Source organism: Enterobacter sp. 04-C-12-SI-ECC (genome assembly GCF_047530715.1).
In the GTDB taxonomy this organism is placed as follows: Bacteria; Pseudomonadota; Gammaproteobacteria; order Enterobacterales; family Enterobacteriaceae; genus Enterobacter; species Enterobacter bugandensis.
In genome coordinates this window covers 78,284-95,153 of sequence record NZ_JBLKDI010000002.1, presented here as the reverse complement: position 1 = coordinate 95,153, position 16,870 = coordinate 78,284, and the positions used below count along the sequence as shown (strand labels likewise).

The 16,870-nt window shown below is 40.4% G+C and carries 22 protein-coding genes; 16 read left to right on the top strand and 6 right to left on the bottom strand.

Annotated features, from left to right (window positions below; translation table 11 throughout):
- Positions 1-25: 25 nt before the first annotated feature.
- Genes ACMWL8_RS03570 through ACMWL8_RS03560 form a run of 3 tightly spaced genes read right to left on the bottom strand, consistent with a single transcriptional unit; the run spans position 26 to position 2,777 of the window.
- Complete coding sequence (locus tag ACMWL8_RS03570; protein ID WP_414751552.1) at positions 26-1,504, bottom strand: hypothetical protein; 1,479 nt, start codon at positions 1,502-1,504, stop codon at positions 26-28.
- Complete coding sequence (locus tag ACMWL8_RS03565) at positions 1,501-2,418, bottom strand: glycosyltransferase family 2 protein (RefSeq protein WP_414751551.1); 918 nt, start codon at positions 2,416-2,418, stop codon at positions 1,501-1,503. The genes ACMWL8_RS03570 and ACMWL8_RS03565 overlap by 4 nt, the downstream gene beginning before the upstream one ends.
- Entirely contained in the window at positions 2,415-2,777 is a 363-nt protein-coding gene (locus tag ACMWL8_RS03560) for a GtrA family protein (protein WP_045259929.1), read from the bottom strand. Before ACMWL8_RS03560 ends, ACMWL8_RS03565 begins: the two co-directional genes overlap by 4 nt.
- Positions 2,778-3,097: 320 nt before the next feature.
- Here ACMWL8_RS03560 and ACMWL8_RS03555 point away from each other — a divergent pair, with 320 nt between their 5' ends.
- From ACMWL8_RS03555 to ACMWL8_RS03500, 12 genes are all read left to right on the top strand, one after another.
- Positions 3,098-3,484 (top strand): S24 family peptidase, encoded by a 387-nt coding sequence (locus tag ACMWL8_RS03555; protein ID WP_045259855.1) that lies wholly within the window; start codon positions 3,098-3,100, stop codon positions 3,482-3,484.
- Positions 3,485-3,826: 342 nt separating this feature from the next.
- Positions 3,827-4,993 (top strand): serine-type D-Ala-D-Ala carboxypeptidase DacD, encoded by a 1,167-nt coding sequence (gene dacD / locus ACMWL8_RS03550; RefSeq protein WP_045260391.1) that lies wholly within the window; start codon positions 3,827-3,829, stop codon positions 4,991-4,993.
- A 119-nt stretch (positions 4,994-5,112) separates the two neighbouring features.
- On the top strand, positions 5,113-5,586 hold the full coding sequence (gene sbmC, locus ACMWL8_RS03545; protein WP_028013756.1) for a DNA gyrase inhibitor SbmC: 474 nt from the start codon (positions 5,113-5,115) through the stop codon (positions 5,584-5,586).
- A gap of 92 nt (positions 5,587-5,678) precedes the next feature.
- On the top strand, positions 5,679-6,737 hold the full coding sequence (locus ACMWL8_RS03540; RefSeq protein WP_028013755.1) for an FUSC family protein: 1,059 nt from the start codon (positions 5,679-5,681) through the stop codon (positions 6,735-6,737).
- A 159-nt stretch (positions 6,738-6,896) separates the two neighbouring features.
- Complete coding sequence (locus ACMWL8_RS03535; RefSeq protein ID WP_028013754.1) at positions 6,897-7,232, top strand: DUF496 family protein; 336 nt, start codon at positions 6,897-6,899, stop codon at positions 7,230-7,232.
- Positions 7,233-7,798: 566 nt separating this feature from the next.
- Positions 7,799-8,662, top strand: coding sequence for a DUF6387 family protein (locus ACMWL8_RS03530; protein ID WP_252074334.1), 864 nt, complete (start codon positions 7,799-7,801; stop codon positions 8,660-8,662).
- A 185-nt stretch (positions 8,663-8,847) separates the two neighbouring features.
- Positions 8,848-9,063: a helix-turn-helix transcriptional regulator gene (locus ACMWL8_RS03525; RefSeq protein WP_000250489.1), complete on the top strand. Its 216-nt coding sequence runs from the start codon at positions 8,848-8,850 to the stop codon at positions 9,061-9,063.
- A 29-nt stretch (positions 9,064-9,092) separates the two neighbouring features.
- The gene (locus tag ACMWL8_RS03520) at positions 9,093-9,404 is read left to right on the top strand and encodes a hypothetical protein (RefSeq protein WP_414751550.1); all 312 of its coding nucleotides are present in this window, start codon (positions 9,093-9,095) and stop codon (positions 9,402-9,404) included.
- 14 nt (positions 9,405-9,418) lie between these two features.
- Positions 9,419-9,805, top strand: a complete 387-nt coding sequence (locus tag ACMWL8_RS03515) for a hypothetical protein (RefSeq protein WP_015606140.1) — start codon at positions 9,419-9,421, stop codon at positions 9,803-9,805.
- Between the two features lie 16 nt (positions 9,806-9,821).
- Complete coding sequence (locus ACMWL8_RS03510) at positions 9,822-10,109, top strand: hypothetical protein (RefSeq protein WP_073527345.1); 288 nt, start codon at positions 9,822-9,824, stop codon at positions 10,107-10,109.
- 85 nt (positions 10,110-10,194) lie between these two features.
- Positions 10,195-10,488 carry a hypothetical protein gene (locus ACMWL8_RS03505; protein ID WP_049121561.1) on the top strand — a complete coding sequence of 98 codons (294 nt, stop codon included), beginning with the start codon at positions 10,195-10,197 and terminating at the stop codon, positions 10,486-10,488.
- A 112-nt stretch (positions 10,489-10,600) separates the two neighbouring features.
- Entirely contained in the window at positions 10,601-10,996 is a 396-nt protein-coding gene (locus ACMWL8_RS03500; RefSeq protein WP_252074333.1) for a hypothetical protein, read from the top strand.
- Between the two features lie 96 nt (positions 10,997-11,092).
- Here ACMWL8_RS03500 and ACMWL8_RS03495 read toward each other — a convergent pair whose 3' ends face one another.
- The 3 genes from ACMWL8_RS03495 to ACMWL8_RS03485 form a co-directional block, all read right to left on the bottom strand.
- Positions 11,093-11,386 carry a hypothetical protein gene (locus ACMWL8_RS03495; RefSeq protein WP_064168142.1) on the bottom strand — a complete coding sequence of 98 codons (294 nt, stop codon included), beginning with the start codon at positions 11,384-11,386 and terminating at the stop codon, positions 11,093-11,095.
- 305 nt (positions 11,387-11,691) lie between these two features.
- Positions 11,692-12,483 (bottom strand): hypothetical protein, encoded by a 792-nt coding sequence (locus ACMWL8_RS03490; RefSeq protein WP_414751549.1) that lies wholly within the window; start codon positions 12,481-12,483, stop codon positions 11,692-11,694.
- Between the two features lie 19 nt (positions 12,484-12,502).
- The gene (locus ACMWL8_RS03485) at positions 12,503-13,237 is read right to left on the bottom strand and encodes a replication/maintenance protein RepL (protein ID WP_001515489.1); all 735 of its coding nucleotides are present in this window, start codon (positions 13,235-13,237) and stop codon (positions 12,503-12,505) included.
- A gap of 1,227 nt (positions 13,238-14,464) precedes the next feature.
- Here ACMWL8_RS03485 and ACMWL8_RS03480 point away from each other — a divergent pair.
- From ACMWL8_RS03480 to ACMWL8_RS03465, 4 genes are all read left to right on the top strand, one after another.
- Positions 14,465-14,698, top strand: a complete 234-nt coding sequence (locus ACMWL8_RS03480; protein ID WP_047730330.1) for a hypothetical protein — start codon at positions 14,465-14,467, stop codon at positions 14,696-14,698.
- A gap of 604 nt (positions 14,699-15,302) precedes the next feature.
- A complete protein-coding gene (locus ACMWL8_RS03475; protein ID WP_058670891.1) occupies positions 15,303-15,869 on the top strand; it encodes a hypothetical protein in 567 nt (188 codons plus the stop codon).
- Positions 15,870-15,884: 15 nt separating this feature from the next.
- Complete coding sequence (locus ACMWL8_RS03470) at positions 15,885-16,436, top strand: lipoprotein (protein WP_049122906.1); 552 nt, start codon at positions 15,885-15,887, stop codon at positions 16,434-16,436.
- 9 nt (positions 16,437-16,445) lie between these two features.
- Complete coding sequence (locus ACMWL8_RS03465; RefSeq protein ID WP_000430099.1) at positions 16,446-16,721, top strand: hypothetical protein; 276 nt, start codon at positions 16,446-16,448, stop codon at positions 16,719-16,721.
- Positions 16,722-16,870 lie beyond the last annotated feature (149 nt).

The following is a 16,870-nucleotide window of genomic DNA, read 5'->3' as shown; positions in this document are numbered from 1 at the left end:
GTTTTTTAATATCCGAAACCACTTTCTAATTTAAAGCCCTGATCCCATCTTTCCATATGAGAACTATTTTATCCTGAATCTTATGTTTTTCACTTGGAGTTCCAAACTGTCTTATGGCATTGCCAATCTGGTCTTCGTCATCTGCAATTAAGAACTCCGCTCCAGCTTTATACCATTCTGATTTTGATAGCCCATTATATTGAACAAATTGATTATTGCGTAATTCATATGGCGCAACGTTAATATCGCTAAATCCGGCTACCGAAGATGCAAACCAAAAAGAGGCATACCCCCTCTTATATCCGCTTTCATGTAAAAAATTTCTTAGTTCAATTGTCACATCGTTAGTGTTTACTGTGTTTCTTAATGTTGCTAAACTTGGTATTGATAACAAAATGACGATTAAAGAAATCGCTATATTTCTTTTTGCAGAAAAGGCAAAGGCACTTCTTGAAATGACAATGGACATAAATACAAACGTAGGAACAATGTATCTGATAGAAAAGAGATTTGTTGGTCTGTCGCTCAGTAAATAAGCAAAAAACATTAGTAATGATGACGCAACCAATACCTGACAAAAGAAATCAAGGTCCTTAAATTTAAGAATGCACCTTGTGGATAAATATATGAATGAAAATATGAATATTACCTTAATTAAACTAAAGAATGTTCTCTTATCACCTATTTCCATTCCAAATACATATCCACCAAAAAAATGAAAAGTGCCCTGAATAGTTAATGATATATTATTAGTTAATTGAGAGAAATCAACAAAATGCGGGGTGGTTATCCCTGGCAGGGTAAATCCACCAAAATGTAAAAAAAAGAAAGATATGCATTTCGAAACTGCAATTGATACTGCAGTTGACGCTATCAATACCACATATCTATAGTTTATGTTTTCTTGTTTATATATTCCAAGTGCCACTCTATACAAGCACACAAGTATAACAGGGATAATAAATGCATATTTTGCAATGTCATCACTAAAAGACAAAGTTGATAACATAATCATGTATGTCAATAATAGCTTTAACGACCCTTTTAACCTATATTGCTCCAATAAAACTAAACAAAGTAAGATTAGTATGTATGCACCTATGTGAATGCATGCAATTAACATTATACTCGATGAAAACGATGTTGGCATGGCAAAGGTAGCAAGAACTGCGTAAAATGATAAATTTCTATTATGATTTGATACATACAAGGAAATTGTTACCAGTATCCCCATAAATATCCCTGGGACAATATAGTAAAGGTGCTCGTTAAATCCTATTATTTTTATTGCTAATGCATATGGTATGATCTCTGTAAAGTAAAATGATACCGTAGATAGCTTCCATCCACTTAACAGTATGTTACCGTTTAAAATATCCCTTGCTTCTCTGAATGATGATATAACATCAGAGTTTGGGAGTGTATTTTTGGCAATTAGTGAATATACCACTGACAATATTGTGAAAATAAAAGCCCAACAAAAAAAGTTAAATTTATTAGTCATTTTTTACCCTTTATTAAATATTTAGGTCGTTGCTTAGATTCTATGTATATACGTCCAATATATTCACCTAGTACCCCAATCCCAATAAGCTGGATGCCCCCGAGAAAAAGAACAGATACCAGAAGAGACGGATAGCCACGCACTGGGTTGCCAAACGCAATGGTGTCAATGATCATCCATGTCCCGTAAAGAAAGGCTAAGCCAGCAACTAACAGGCCGATATATGTCCATATACGAAGCGGGAATGTTGAGAAGCTGGTAATCCCTTCAAGAGCAAGATTCCACAGCTTCCATCCGTTGAATTTCGTGTTGCCTGCAACCCTTTCCGCCCGGGCATACTCAACGACATCGGTGCTTCCTCCTACCCAACTCAATACACCCTTCATGAACAGGTTGCGCTCTGGCATGAGCTTGATGTTTTCCACTACTTCACGAGACATCAGGCGGAAATCGCCAACGTTTTCCTCAATCTTCGGATTGCTTATTTTGTTATGCAGCTTATAGAACCATTCAGCCGTCTTGCGCTTAAGCCTGCCATCTGTAGAGCGGTCTGTTCGTTTAGCCAGAACCATATCCGCACCGGCAAGCCACTTATTGATAAGATGAGGAATTACCTCGATAGGGTCCTGCAGGTCCACGTCAATCGGTATAATCGCATCGCCGGTTGCATGGTCTAGCCCGGCGAATAGCGCAGGCTCTTTGCCGAAATTGCGCGTGAATGATAGCGGCTTGACGAGAGGGTCTGATATCGCAATTGAGTTTATGATCGCTTCCGTTGCGTCCTTGCTTCCGTCATTGATGAATACTATCTCTACTTCGTATTGCTGAAGGTCTTCAAACTCTCTGACGGTTTTGTAAAAAATTGGTATCGCGTCCTCTTCATTGAAGACTGGAACGACAAGAGAAATCTTCATTTTTCTTCCCTAAAGACAATATGTTTAGAATAAAAGAATCCGCAAATCAGGCTTATCAACGAGAATTCAACAAGGGTAATGATAGGTGCGATCTGATAATAGTCAGACAATTTTCCCACCAGAACGCTCATTAGCCCCATAAAGGTGACAAAGAGGAAATACCCCTTCACTTTAGGCTTTGATTTAAAGGTAAACGCGGCATTTGCAAAGAATGAGAATGTCACAGCGGTAGCGAAAGCTAGAAAGTTCGCTGTGGCCTGATTAACAGAGAAAATGTAGACGCCAATAGCGAAGATAAACCAGTGAATGGCGGTGTTTAACACGCCAACAGTCAAATATTTAGAGAATAGCTTAAGCATATAAGACCTATGAGTTATTTTAATAACCGTTCTTTTATAAATTTCTTTATAATCGGATAGTCCTGATGTATCCATACTGGAATCATCAAAAATTCAATCACCTGAACATATGGATGCCCAGAGCTGAAGCCAGTAAGAAAACCTATCACACTTACTAATGCAGCAAATCTTACAAGGTTTTCCATTGATATGATCATGTGAAATTCTATCATCTGAATAATTTGACGGTAAGTCTATCATCGAAGCGTTAGGTGATCACCACTTGATCAATTTCAAAACCTGAAATACTGTATATGCATACAGTAATCAGGAGGTGCATCATGGGATTCCCGAGTCCAGCGCAAGACTATGTTGAGCAGCGCATATCGCTAGACCAGCGCATCATAACCAGGCCATCGGCAACGTACTTCATGCGAGCAGGTTCGACACACTACCGGGAAGGCATCCTTAGCGGCGCCCTTCTTGTCGTTGATGCGTCACTTACGCCATGTGACGGCTCATTGCTGGTATGCAGAATGGAAAGTGAGCTGAGGATAAAGCGATATCGCAATCATCCAAAGCCCCACCTTGAGGATTTGCAGACGGGCAAGCGCGAAGAGATACCTGTGTACGATGATGGAACGAGCCCGGATGCGATATTTGGTGTTATCACATACATCATCAACGATGCACGTTCTGGCGAGTTTGATGATTGTCCGGTGATGTGAAAATTACGTTGTGTACCAAATTGCGTACCAAATAAAATCAGCACATCACCTAACACTTGCTGGTGGCTGTTCTCAGCGTTGCTGCGCGTAATCGTGGAATAAAAAAGTCGGGCGTGCGGCAGAGTCAGACACCAGTAATACCATCCTGTTAAAAAATGACGTCACTATGGTAAACGATCGTGCGGGTCAGACCGAATAAAAAGCGCCGCCGCGTCGCAAATTTGCGAGACCGCTTCCGCGTAAAACCTGCGTTCTGTCACATTTTTTTGCAATTAAGCCAGGTAACGACATCAGAAGTCCCGTAAAAAGGTCATCGATTTTTAATGACCTGAGGATATACCGTTGAAACGCCGTCTGTTTATTGCTGTTTCTTTACTCGCTTCGAGTGTCTCATCTGCTTTTGCGGCCGAACCACTGGATTTTTCGCCGCAGCCTCCGGCCATTCAGGCTGGCTCCTGGGTGCTGATGGATTACACGACTGGTCAAATTTTAACGGCGGGCAACGAACATCAGCAACGTAACCCGGCGAGCCTCACCAAGCTGATGACGGGCTATGTGGTGGATCGGGCCATTGACAGCCATCGCATTTCGCCGGATGACATTGTCACCGTAGGGCGTGACGCGTGGGCGAAAGGGAACCCGGTGTTTGACGGTTCGTCGCTGATGTTTCTGAAAGAGGGCGATCGCGTCACCGTGCGTGATTTAAGCCGCGGTCTGATTGTCGATTCCGGCAACGATGCCTGCGTGGCGCTGGCCGATCACGTGGCGGGCGGGGAGCCGCAGTTCGTGAAGATGATGAACGACTACGTGCAGAAGCTGAACCTGCGTGATACGCACTTTGAAACCGTCCACGGTCTGGACGCGCCGGGCCAGCACAGCTCGGCCTATGACCTGGCCGTGCTCTCCCGGGCCATCATTCACGGTGAGCCAGAGTTTTATCATATGTACAGCGAAAAGAGTCTCACCTGGAACGGCATCACCCAGCAAAACCGTAACGGCCTGCTGTGGGATAAAACCATGAACGTGGACGGCCTGAAAACGGGGCATACCTCAGGAGCAGGCTTTAACCTTATTGCCTCCGCGGTGGACGGTCAGCGTCGTTTGATTGCGGTGGTGATGGGAGCGGACAGCCCGAAAGGGCGCGAGGACCAGGCGCGCAAGCTCCTGCACTGGGGACAACAGAACTTCGATACGGTGCAGATCCTGCATAACGGTAAAAAAGTCGGAACAGAGCGTATCTGGTACGGCGATAAAGAACAGGTGAAACTGGGCACCGACCAGGACTTCTGGCTGGCCCTGCCGAAAGCGGAAGTACCGAACATCAAAGCCAAATACGTGCTGGATAAAAAAGAGCTGAAAGCACCGATTGCCGCGCATCAGCGGGTCGGGGAGATCCAGCTCTATGACCGCGACAAGGTCGTGGCGCACTGGCCTCTGGTCACTCTGGAAGCCGTTGATAAGGGAGGCGTATTCTCACGCTTGAGCGATTATCTTCACCACACGCTTTAACCGCTGATGGGCAGACTGGCAGGGTTGCGAGTCTGCTCACATAATAAACACTCCTCGTTTGCCGATAATAGAAATCCTGCTTTATAGTGTATAAATATACAGTGCTAATCGTAGGCAGCATGGACTACAGCATCAAGCAGCAACAGAAACGTAAGATTGCGGGTTTTCATCTTGTTGGGCCGTGGGAAAAAACGGTCAAGCAGGGCTTTGAACAGCTGGTCATGTGGGTAGACGGGCGTCACATTGAGCCGCTGGAGTGGGTGGCGGTCTATTACGATAACCCCGATGAGGTTCCGGCAGAAAAACTGCGCTGCGATACGGCCGTTACCGTACCGGATGATTTCGTCATCCCGGAAAACAGCGAAGGGGTGATGATGACGGAAATCGCGGCCGGTGATTATGCCGTGGCGACGGCGCGCGTGGAAAACTACGACTTTGCAACTCCGTGGTATCAGTTCTTTAATTCCCTGCTGCAGGATAATAAATACCAGATGGCGCTTAAGCCCTGCTTTGAGCGCTATCTCAATGATGGCAACGCGGACGGCTACTGGGATATTGAAATGTTTATCGCGGTAGAGCACAAAACGGTTTAAGCCTGCTCAATGAAGGGTTTTTCAGCCGGGAGCGATCCGCCCGGCTGAAAACACAGTACAATTGTGATTTGCCGTGTTGCTGGAGAGCGGGTGTGCGTCCCGACAAATCATTAACCCCTTTTGAAATTCGCTTATATAAACATTACCGCGTGGTGCACGGGTGTCGCATCGCGCTGGCGTTCGTATTGACCTTTGTACTGGTCAGGTTGCTGGATATACCGGAAGGAACGTGGCCGCTGATCACGCTGGTGGTGGTGATGGGGCCAATATCATTTTGGGGCAACGTTGTCCCGCGCGCCTTCGAGCGAATAGGTGGTACCGTGCTTGGCTCTGCCCTGGGGCTGATTGCCCTGAAGCTTGAGCTCATCTCATTTCCAGTGATGCTGGCATGGTGCGGTGCCGCCATGTTCCTGTGCGGCTGGCTGGCGCTGGGCAAACGGCCTTATCAGGCGCTGCTGATTGGTATCACTCTCGCGGTCGTGGTCGGCGCGCCAGCAGGGGATATGACCACGGCGATGTGGCGAAGCGGGGATGTTATTCTGGGCTCGCTGCTCGCCATGCTGTTTACCGGCATCTGGCCGCAGCGGGCTTTTCTGCACTGGCGTATCCAGATGGCTAACTACGTCACGGCGTTTAACCGCGTTTACCAGGCGGGGTTTTCACCGAATCTGGTTGAGCGTCCCCGGCTGGAAAAGCATCTGCAAACCATCCTCAACGACGTGGTCAAAATGCGCGGCCTGATAGTACCAGCCAGTAAAGAGACCCATATTCAGAAAGCGATTTTCGAAGCTATCCAGACGGTCAGCCGCAATCTGGTGTGCATGCTTGAACTGCAAATCAACGCGCACTGGGCCACGCGTCCCAGCCATCTGTTGATGCTTAACGCCCAGACCCTCAAAGAGACGCAGATGATGACGCAGCAGACCCTGCTGACCATCGCCCATGCGCTCTATGAAGGCAACCCGCAGCCCGTTCTGGCGAACAGCGAGCGTCTCAATGAAATCGTGGCGGAACTGAAGCAGTTAATCAACGAGCGGCAGGGCGATAACGTGGCGGAAACGCCCATTCACGGCTATGTCTGGCTGAGCCTGGAGCTGGCGCGACAGCTTGAACTGCTATCGCACCTGATTTGTCGGGCGCTGCGCAAATAAAACGCGGATGTGACGCCTGCTGCTTCGATTCAGCAGCAATTGGGGTTATGATAGCTTTAAACGATATAGCCATTGTCATTCGCAGCCGCTGTCAGTAAGGTTATTGTTACAACGGTTGCTTTAACGAATCCGAATCTCACATTATCAGGGGTGTAAAAAATGGAAACTATCAAGCCTTCGTTCCAGGATGTTCTGGAATTCGTCCGCCTGTTCCGCCGCAAAAACAAACTGCAGCGTGAAATCCAGGACGTTGAGAAGAAGATCCGTGACAACCAGAAACGTGTTCTGCTGCTCGACAACCTGAGCGACTACATCAAGCCGGGCATGAGCGTTGAAGCTATTCAGGGCATCATCGCCAGCATGAAGAGCGACTATGAAGACCGCGTTGATGATTACATCATCAAAAATGCTGAGCTGTCCAAAGAGCGTCGCGACATCTCTAAAAAGCTGAAAGTGATGGGCGAAATCAAAAACGCCGAAGCTAAAAGCGAATAATCGCAGCGAATTGTGAAAAAGGCTCTCTGTTGACAGGGGGCCTTTTTTATTTGACGATCAACGGTCCGCTGATTTGTAGGTCGGGTCAGGCGCAGCCGCCAGCTGACAATTGTACCCGACGCAGAAAAGCAAAAAGCCTGCTTCAAAAGCAGGCTTTTCAAATTTGGCTCCTCTGACTGGACTCGAACTTCATCTACATCTCCTGTTATTACTGACTTTGTTAAATATAACCATATTTTTACCAACATATTTACCATCATTATTGTTTTCTTGTGGTAAAAATGTCAATTAAAAACAATTGGTTGTTGTCATAATCATCTGACTATACGTATCTAAATTTTCTTTCATTATCAACATGATGTTGTCGTTATTTTTGTTAAAATAAATGATGAAAAACAATTGGTTATTTTTTATTAAATAAATCATGTTTAGTCAAGGTGAAAGCACTGACCTCCAAGGTCACTTACTGTGCTCACACCATTTTGAAAACCCACTCCTCTTTTCCACTTTCTCTATCATGTTGAATGGGCTAACGTTTAGGAAACACAAAAGCAATCGGTAGAACAATGACTACACAAAAGGAAATGGAAGAAATCAGGGCAGCGTTATCTTGGTTTGATGTACGCCGATATGATGGCCTGAAAGACCTCACCTTAGAACAAATCTATGCAGAGCTTGAAAGACGGATGTTGGCTTACAAAACAAGACAACAATGGGAAACAGCAGGCAAAGATAATCAAATGCAAGCGATATACCATGATGCCACAATCCGATGTGGTGATGTGATACTTAAATCAGACTGGATTTCAGACAATCACAGACTGTCGCATAGCTATGCTGTAAGACCAATGACCAGAGTTCAATTGTTCAACTATGGGCGGGCTATGTATCGGCTGGAGACTTCAGAGCAAACAGACCCTGTTGCAGTGAGTTCCGACTACATCTCTGAGTATCTGAAACAAGGAGGCATGAACCCTGCTAACAAGATGCTGATTGAAATTGACTTGGAAGAAGCCAGCAGTGACGATCTCGCAGAACATCTGAAAGTACTGATTGCTCTATGGCAAAAGCACCTGAAAACGCCTAAACCCCCGAAACGAAAATTTAGGTTTGGTCATAAGACCTTTGAAAGAATACTTGATTACAAAGTCATCCCTTTGATGGATTTGATCTCATGGGAACAGCTCTACAACGAATGTAAGAACATACCTTTCACCATTTTAGCTGACATCCTGCATGGTAATAATGGGGTCAGAAGTAGTGAGAACATCAAAGATACTGATTATGATTACGCGAAAAGTTATCTTGATAACGATGAGTACTTCAAGGTTTTAAATGATTTCTATATTAAAAACAATATGTTGAAGGATTGGGGTATCGTTGACGTGATAACACTTAACGATAAGTCCTTGGATAAAAACAAAAAGTAAACACAAGGGATGTTCACAATCTGCGAACGTCCCTATAAAGAGTATCCCTCCAAAATTTCCGCGAAACTCACGGTTGGTGAACATCCCTAGTTTAGAACCAGCCAAACTCCTAGAATTATCTCCATCGAACAACATACTAAAAAACGAAATATCCAAGATATTACGTAAAAAAACAGGAGATAAATATGGTTCAAAACAAAACAGATAAACATCCGAAACTGATTCGTTTGCCAGAAGTAAAAAGAAGAACGGGGTTTGGTAAAACGTGGATATATACCTTAATAAGAGCGGGTAAATTTCCTAAGCAAGTAAAAACCGGATTGCGCTCTATAGCATTTATTGAAAGTGAGATTGATGAATGGATTTACAAAATCATTTCTGATTCTCGCAATCATATCTAAAAAAGTTTATTAAATAATGAGAGGTTAAGATGAAAAGTAAAAACGTACTGTCTTGTGTGGTGACTGTTACGAATGATGAGACAGAAGTATTTATGGAAATGGCAATAAATAACTTTAGAAAACATCTTCAGGTCATGATTGATTGTATGGGAAATGATTACGAGCGTCATTTTAAAGACCGACTTTATATTGAAGAAGTGATTGGAAAAGTGATCGAGCGAACAAAACGAGAGTTTGCTGAATCAATGAAAGATAATAAAGGGAAAGAATATCATCTGTTCTTGGATGAGGTGAGAAGGAATCTGAGAGTTATTTATTCTGCGTATCGTACTAACTATTAATGAGAGAGGTGAATATGAACGAAAAATGTTTAGGCTGGAATGAAATACCCGTTAAAATATCCGCAAGTAATGCTGAGACAGCAAACTTTGCTACTGATGTTGTAAATACCTATAACGAGTTAATACATTACTTATACTTTAATCTAAGTGATGATGAATTTCTGAAAAAAATGAAGGATGGATTTTACAGGGAGATATTCATAATGGATATTATTAATCTCACGCTACAGGAATGGTTTGAAAGTGCTGAAGAGATAAAGATTAAATACATATCAGTTCCAGAGGTTAAAACCATACTAAGTAGTTATCATGAGTTTTTGATTAAATGCTTTAATGGTGATGATTATCTTCTTTATTACAAAAGAATAGAAATCAGCGCAAATAAACAGACTGTAATATAAAATAAGAGGTAATGAAATGAGTGAAAAACTGATAAAAGAATCTCAAAAAGTATTTATGCATATGGCAGGTTTGTTTTATGAAATCAAAATGAATACGCTTAAGGACGTCCGACCCGATGAAGCAGAGATGTTAATGGAGGATGATGCATTCATGGATAGTATTTATAAGGATTGTATCAAAAATGCAAGCGCATCTTTTAAAAAGGTAGTCAGATGGGAGTACTTTGAACAAGGGCATTCAGTAAAAATGGTTGATAAGGAGGTGGTGTTGATAACATTACGTGTTAATCACAAACGAAGATAAAAAGGTTATTTAATAAATCATTTTTAGCCTCATTCATGGGGCGAAAAAAAAGAAAACAAATATCATTTAATGGTGAGGCGTAACCATGAGTAAAATTTTTGAAATTAAAAGTGTATCTACAGAAACGTTTTATAATATTGCAGAGCGTTCGTTTGAGGCTAGTTGGAAGGTTATGCAGGATATGGCCTCTGATAATGTCTCATACTTGGTATATGATGCGGATTTTATGTGTGTTTTCATCGGCAATGTTATTGAGCATATCAGTAAAAATTTTTACATCATTATCCAATGTGAATGTCTGGAAGGAAAGCTTGAAGAAGTAAACTTTGAAGAGGTAGCGGAACGTCTGGTCCGGCATTCATGGGAGTATTGTAAATAATATCAAAATAAAAATAGATTAAGAAATCATGGGCAGAGTTGTTATCTACTCACTGATTTAGATTATGTGGCCCCGTAATGGGGCTGTACATCGATTACAAGAGGAATATGATATGAATGATGTGGTATTATACGAAAAAAATGAATCAATGTCTTTTGCTATTTGCACGGTCTTATCATTATATTGCGATTTCATATACGAAATAGCATATGGATTTCATAATGAAGCGGTAATGATCATTGAAAATGAAAAGTGTGCGGGACAGGCACTTAAAATACAAATAAACAATCTATTCGATGATTTCGATTACTACAAAAAAGTGAATGGGACAGGAAAAGAAAAACGGGAAGATATAGATGAAAAAGAACTCTTTAACAAAGTAATGGCAGCACATAACCAAGGAGTAAAAGCGCTAATCATGAAGAATCTTGAGGCCAATCTTCGAGAGAAAGAGGAAGGTTCTGAATATTGGAAGTTAAAAATATTTAATAGGTTTAATGGGATATAGAAGTCAATGTAGGCTTCTATATATTCAGATAAAGGAAGTAGTCATGATCTTTATCTCATCGGAGAAAGTGTTTTTCATGGCTGGATATTTAAAAAATTATTTTATTTTGTTTTTCATTATTTTTTCGACTTCTTTTTTTTGTGATGTAGATAAATTCCTTTTAATCTCTTTCATTTTGTTTTTAAAATTAAGATTATCTCTTTCATCATGCAAGGACTTCATTTTATTATATGCTTCGTCACTGAAAGGATTAAAATCATCATCTGTTTTTTCATCTGAGCAAGGAAAAAGGAAACTTCTGTTAAGATAATCGCGCCTAAGCTCATCGTAAACTTTACCACCATCAATAATTGTTTCATTTTCCTGTGCTTTTTTTATATGGTCTGTCATGTTGACTCCTCGTATTTTTAGTGGATTGTGTATATATTTTATTTTAAGGGATTGGTTCAAAGTGTCAAATTTAATGGAGAGGCATGGATTTAATTATCTATTTTTCTTGTCATGTCTCTATAATTTAGCCTTGCTGAATAACCTCGTTCAATAAACTGTGTTTTATCGTAGCTATAAAGATAATCTGCATCGATTCTTCCACAAGACTTACAAAAAGAGTATTCCCATCTCAAGTTGCATTTCTTAGAAACAGAAAACCTCTCTGTCATTTCTCTACCACATGAACATTGCATATCATACCTCTCTTATTTGTTTTTATAGCTTTCAAAAATTAGTGTTCCAGAAAGATCATAAAGTTCAACCTTGCCGACTTTACCTTCATCATTTTTGATGGACATTATTATTAATCGGGAATCATGATATTTTTCTAATAAATCAGGTTTATTGGCTAGGTATTTTGCTATTACAGCGCCGCTTTTTATATAGTCGAAGCTGGAACATATTGTTCTTTTGAACTCTAAATCAGTTAGACCGCTTTCCATGATCTTTCTTGCGATGAGTGATTTTAATGGACGCTCAAATTCCTGACGCTCTTTACGCCTTTGTTCCTCTTCTTGTTTACGTCTCAGTTGGTTGAGGAAGTAAAGTTTATCTCTTTCTAATTGTAGTTGGCTTTCTTTATCTTGAATGATGTTGCTGACTACTGATGATGGAATGACTTGAATATTGTTAGACCAATATCGATACGGATTATGTTTCTGAATACTTCCAACTGTTAAACGTATTCTATCTACATCGATATTTTTATCAAAAGAGACGATTCTTTTATTACCATCTTTTGAAATTATTTTTGCTGTGTTCTCAAGTTTCTCATTACCTTGTAAGTCAAATGAATTTACAACAGTATTATGTTCTTCATGATAAAAGGACTGTTTTTTACTATCAATATAACATTCAAGAAAAGAATAGAGTTTGAACTCTTCAATGCCAAATGTTTCCTCAAGCATCGTCATATGTTCTGCTAAGACATTCAGAATGTCGTTTTTTGATAGTTTTTCATGAAGTTTTATTTCAAGTGAACCGGGTAGCTTTTTCATTTTCATTCCTTGTTATTATTTAGGAAACAGCTTTTAAGTGGTTAGTGATATTAACTAAATCTTGTCTATTTGCTTCATTTTCTTTTGTTCGTTTATATACCTTGCGGGGTTTATCTATCTTGATACTGTTTTTAGCATTAGGAACTGCATTGTTCTTTTTCTTCTTGCTAAAAATAAAAGCATCTGTATAAACATTTTGATTTACTGTTTCGAGGGCTAATCCTCGTCTTTCCTGTTGAGAAAGATTTTGATAACCATCAGGGTATTGTTCAATCTCAGCCTGAACATTTCTTGCATTACTCAAATGCTCTTTACGTTTTTCATCAAGTTGATGACTCATACCCTTGGCAAAAATATTAGAGTTGATATACAGGTGTCCATGATGTTCAACGAGAATACCTTTTTGTTTTAGCTTTTTGAATATGTTTGACATATTACCGGATGCGATATTCAACGCTTTACAGAGTGATGACTGTGAGAGGTTGATTAGGTTTCCAAACTCCATATATTCTAAGATATAAGTCAACACGCGGAATTCATTCTTAGATATATCCAGATCAGAAAAAACACGAAAGTTTGAAGTAAAAGCAAAAACATAAGGCTGTGCAAATGAGATCGCTTTATCTTCTTCTGTTGCAATAACGGTGGTTGATTTTATATCTTTGTTTTGTAGCAAGTGTCTTGCGATATCAATCTTTTGCTCTGTGGTTAATGTTTCAAATAAGCGAAGTAGTTCAGTGTCATTAGTATTCATATTATTCTCTCTTATAGTTCTTATTATGCCTATTTAATACTATGCAGAAAAATGAAAGTCAATAGTTAAACTATAAATAAAATAGAACTTTTATTATTATGATGTTGCTATATGTTAAAAAAACTATGTTTAAACATAGATTCCGCTATGTTTAAACATAGGAGGGTTCTATGTTTAAACATAGGTGTCTGCTATGTTTAAACATAGGAAAAAAAGGTGTGAAGCCCCGATTTTATTGGGCTGGGAGAGTGCTTATAATTAAATAATTAGTAAGAAGTTAAGAGAGTCCAGTTTTCCTTTTATCTTATGTGCAGAGCGTTTTACGTAAAAACATATGGTTTTCTTGGGGTGTATTTTCAGCGAAGTGATTGTTTTTTACAATCACGAAGCGCTGCTTTCTGTTGCTAAATTGATAATCATAGTTTTGTTGTAAAGAATGGAATTTACTTTTAACTGTATTAGCGGCTACTGCCGCAATTCTTTATGGATAAATCTATCATTAACAGGGATGAACCCTGTTTCAGCAATGTGATTGTTTCTGACAATCACTCAGTGCTGCTATTGAGGATATAGTTTTACTATGTGTTTAAGAGCAAATGCTATAGCCTCGATGGATTTATCATTAATATAGAAAAAGGGCGAAGCCATGAGAGGAGGCTCATAATAAAAGATCTGTTTTCAATATGATGTCTTAATTAAGTTTAAGGTAAAGCTAGTATATAAAATGTCTTAAAAATGAAATCGTACATGAAGTGGTAAAATTAATTGTACTAATCTTACATTAGCGGCTACTGCCGCAATTCTTTATGGATAAATCCATCGTTAACAGGGGTGAACCCTGTTTCAGCAGTGTGATTGTCTTGAGCAATCACTAAGTGCTGCTTCTATGAATATAGTTTTCCTATGCGTTTAAGAGCAAATACTATATCTTTTAGTGCTAATGCTGTTATGAAATATAGGATCGAAAATATTTAATCATGAATAAAAGAATAGATGTTGATCCTTTTGGCTTTACCCTAAAACATAGCAAGGACCATTGTTAAATCGTTAAATATATTTTACAGTGTTAGGGCGTAGCCGTGCGTCAGCACATGAGCTTTAGCTCATAAGAGAAATATCTTTTCAAAAGAATAAGAAAAAACAGGTAAAACGTTTATTAAATGAGTTAAATTTGATTTTTACCGATTCGATATGGTATTAAATAATAAAAAAGAAGGGAAATAAAGAATGAACAACATTAAGATTATTACGCTCTTTCATACAAATAAAAAAATACCATTTATGACTTGTATTGTTGAAGATGTTGAAGAGAATGAACAAGGAATAAAACTAACTTTGCAAAATGGTGATAATATCCATGTCAAAGATTATGACTATTTCTTCTTATCAGAATCAGCACATGAGTGTGATCAGGAACGAATGATTAATACATACAGAAGATTGATTTCTGAACTCAGCTAAGTTAGCGAAGAAACAATAGAGTCCTTAGTTCCGAAGATATCGAATAATATGAAAACCAATTTCCCGGCAAGTGGTGTGAGTGCTTTGGAAGATGATTGAAAAGTCTGAATGGTAGCTACCATTCCATATGAAACAGTATATTAAAACATGCGTTGCATACAGGTTTTTACAACACCATATCTGAAGATAGCTACATTACCTGAGATCTAACAATCCCTGTCTGCGTAATGGTCGACAGGGTATTATCTGTTCCGACCTATACCTTTCTATCTCCATCCATGTGCAAACAGCTACTGACAAGGCTCTTCGTGTACATTACACCTCTTATTGATCGACATAAAAGATCAATAAGCTGCATTTGATAGATTTTAACTATCAAATTAGCGTCAATTGATCGGCGTTTTAATTGTTTATATCGATCGATTATAGATATATGATAGCTTTTATCTATCAAATGATTTGAATTCGATCGATACAAACGATATGACGAACAGAAAAATAAATTGAATCCTATCAATTGATTAATGCTTTTTTACAGCCCAGAGAGACCAACCTATGGGTAGGGCTGTCTTTGACATAAAGTTTCCACACATTGGGGATAGATATGAAATTACGGATAGTGATGCCTCTACTGCTGTCTGCTGCCGCACTGACAGGATGCCAGCAGCTCAACGATGGTGTGAATACAGTTAATGGAGCAATCAGTTCTTCGTTGTCTTCAGTAGGTAAAGCGCTGGGGGGCACCGCCACCACTCAAAGCCTTGGCCCGGTATCGTCTGTATCTGGCCTTGGTGCTGTCTGCAAAGACTATGAAGAAAACGCAATGGCGGCAGAGAAACAGTGGACTGGCAAAAGGATCTCTATCACCAATGCCACTGTTCTGGAAGTTACAAAGGGCAGAAGTGCCAGCGATATGATGATGGGAATGCCTAAGTCAGCCCCTAACTATTACCTTTTATTTAAAACCTCTGATACCAGCTACTGCGGCGGGATGGTCTGGCTGGATTACTACTCTGGTATTGATGATGCCGTTCTTACTTACAAGAAAGGCCAGAAAGTCAGCGTTACCGGAACGATAAACAATTTCGAAGTCCGTGGGTTCGCTACCGTCAACAACGCCGATATGCCAGTTCGTCTTGTTGTTCTGAGAAACGGCACAATCAACCATTAACTCTGGGATAACACTATGCGTAAATTTTTACTCGTGGCGGGTCTTGCTGCTCTTGTATCGGGATGCGGTGAAAAAGGGGATTTTGAGAAAGCGATCAACGCAAAAATATCACAATCAAAGCTGTGCTACTCCCTGCAGGACAACGACATTGTATTTAATAAAGGTTTTCCGATTAAGGTTAACCGTGGCTACCGTTCAGCGGGGTATAGTGCCAGTGATGAAATCCTTAAAGGACTTGTTGAACAAAGGCTGCTCACTGTTTCACAACAGGCAAATGGCTTTAGCAGTGTTGATGTTCTGGAAGTAACTGACAAGGGCCAAGAGGTTGAGTTTTGGAACCGTGAGAATGGTGCCTGCGTCGGTCATCGGGAAGTTACTGAGATAAAGGAATGGACCGAACCGGGAAACGGTAATCAGAAAGTTGTTCGCGTGTCATATACATGGAAGTTGGCGGATGTTCCTGCATGGGTGGACAAAAAAGCGTTCTCCAGCGTCAAGGGTATGAATGAACCTGAAGACGGCATGATTAATCTTGTTAAAACCAGCAATGGCTGGAAAGCGATCTAAGGGGCTATCATGGAAAACAATACCATCAAGTGTCCATTTTGCCTGAAAGAAAGCCAAAGGGGTGTCCATGTCTGCACCGGCTGCATGGCGACGGTTCTGTATGGAACCTACCCCGGCTGGTATGCTTTCGTGGTTATATTATTGACCTTCGGCCTGTCTATACTGATCGGAATGTCTACAGGTATGGCGGGAGCTACTATCAGCCTACCAATCATTGCGGCTGTTGGGTTTGTCGCAGGTAAGGCAATTTTCTCTGATAATGTTGTGTTTAGAAGAAGGATGTAATCAGACTTAATACAGGAAACCATACCATTGACTTATCTAGGTATGGTTTTTTTGTATGTAAAAAGTTGAAACTGATACAACAAACAATTACAGACAGACTGATCTGTGCCATAAGTGGACAATGCTAACATCTTGAAATGCTAATCTGT

What these genes read in the sequence shown, in the direction of transcription:
- ACMWL8_RS03465 (WP_000430099.1), top strand. Translation starts at nt 16,446, where the DNA reads ATGGAAAACAATACCATCAAGTGTCCATTTTGCCTGAAAGAAAGCCAA.
- ACMWL8_RS03525 (WP_000250489.1), top strand. Translation starts at nt 8,848, where the DNA reads ATGGTTCAAAACAAAACAGATAAACATCCGAAACTGATTCGTTTGCCA.
- ACMWL8_RS03565 (WP_414751551.1), bottom strand. Translation starts at nt 2,418, where the DNA reads ATGAAGATTTCTCTTGTCGTTCCAGTCTTCAATGAAGAGGACGCGATA.
- ACMWL8_RS03530 (WP_252074334.1), top strand. Translation starts at nt 7,799, where the DNA reads ATGACTACACAAAAGGAAATGGAAGAAATCAGGGCAGCGTTATCTTGG.
- ACMWL8_RS03520 (WP_414751550.1), top strand. Translation starts at nt 9,093, where the DNA reads ATGAAAAGTAAAAACGTACTGTCTTGTGTGGTGACTGTTACGAATGAT.
- ACMWL8_RS03570 (WP_414751552.1), bottom strand. Translation starts at nt 1,504, where the DNA reads ATGACTAATAAATTTAACTTTTTTTGTTGGGCTTTTATTTTCACAATA.
- ACMWL8_RS03555 (WP_045259855.1), top strand. Translation starts at nt 3,098, where the DNA reads ATGGGATTCCCGAGTCCAGCGCAAGACTATGTTGAGCAGCGCATATCG.
- ACMWL8_RS03475 (WP_058670891.1), top strand. Translation starts at nt 15,303, where the DNA reads ATGAAATTACGGATAGTGATGCCTCTACTGCTGTCTGCTGCCGCACTG.
- ACMWL8_RS03505 (WP_049121561.1), top strand. Translation starts at nt 10,195, where the DNA reads ATGAGTAAAATTTTTGAAATTAAAAGTGTATCTACAGAAACGTTTTAT.
- ACMWL8_RS03510 (WP_073527345.1), top strand. Translation starts at nt 9,822, where the DNA reads ATGAGTGAAAAACTGATAAAAGAATCTCAAAAAGTATTTATGCATATG.
- sbmC (WP_028013756.1), top strand. Translation starts at nt 5,113, where the DNA reads ATGGACTACAGCATCAAGCAGCAACAGAAACGTAAGATTGCGGGTTTT.
- ACMWL8_RS03470 (WP_049122906.1), top strand. Translation starts at nt 15,885, where the DNA reads ATGCGTAAATTTTTACTCGTGGCGGGTCTTGCTGCTCTTGTATCGGGA.
- ACMWL8_RS03515 (WP_015606140.1), top strand. Translation starts at nt 9,419, where the DNA reads ATGAACGAAAAATGTTTAGGCTGGAATGAAATACCCGTTAAAATATCC.
- ACMWL8_RS03480 (WP_047730330.1), top strand. Translation starts at nt 14,465, where the DNA reads ATGAACAACATTAAGATTATTACGCTCTTTCATACAAATAAAAAAATA.
- ACMWL8_RS03485 (WP_001515489.1), bottom strand. Translation starts at nt 13,237, where the DNA reads ATGAATACTAATGACACTGAACTACTTCGCTTATTTGAAACATTAACC.
- ACMWL8_RS03490 (WP_414751549.1), bottom strand. Translation starts at nt 12,483, where the DNA reads ATGAAAAAGCTACCCGGTTCACTTGAAATAAAACTTCATGAAAAACTA.
- ACMWL8_RS03495 (WP_064168142.1), bottom strand. Translation starts at nt 11,386, where the DNA reads ATGACAGACCATATAAAAAAAGCACAGGAAAATGAAACAATTATTGAT.
- ACMWL8_RS03500 (WP_252074333.1), top strand. Translation starts at nt 10,601, where the DNA reads ATGAATGATGTGGTATTATACGAAAAAAATGAATCAATGTCTTTTGCT.
- ACMWL8_RS03535 (WP_028013754.1), top strand. Translation starts at nt 6,897, where the DNA reads ATGGAAACTATCAAGCCTTCGTTCCAGGATGTTCTGGAATTCGTCCGC.
- ACMWL8_RS03560 (WP_045259929.1), bottom strand. Translation starts at nt 2,777, where the DNA reads ATGCTTAAGCTATTCTCTAAATATTTGACTGTTGGCGTGTTAAACACC.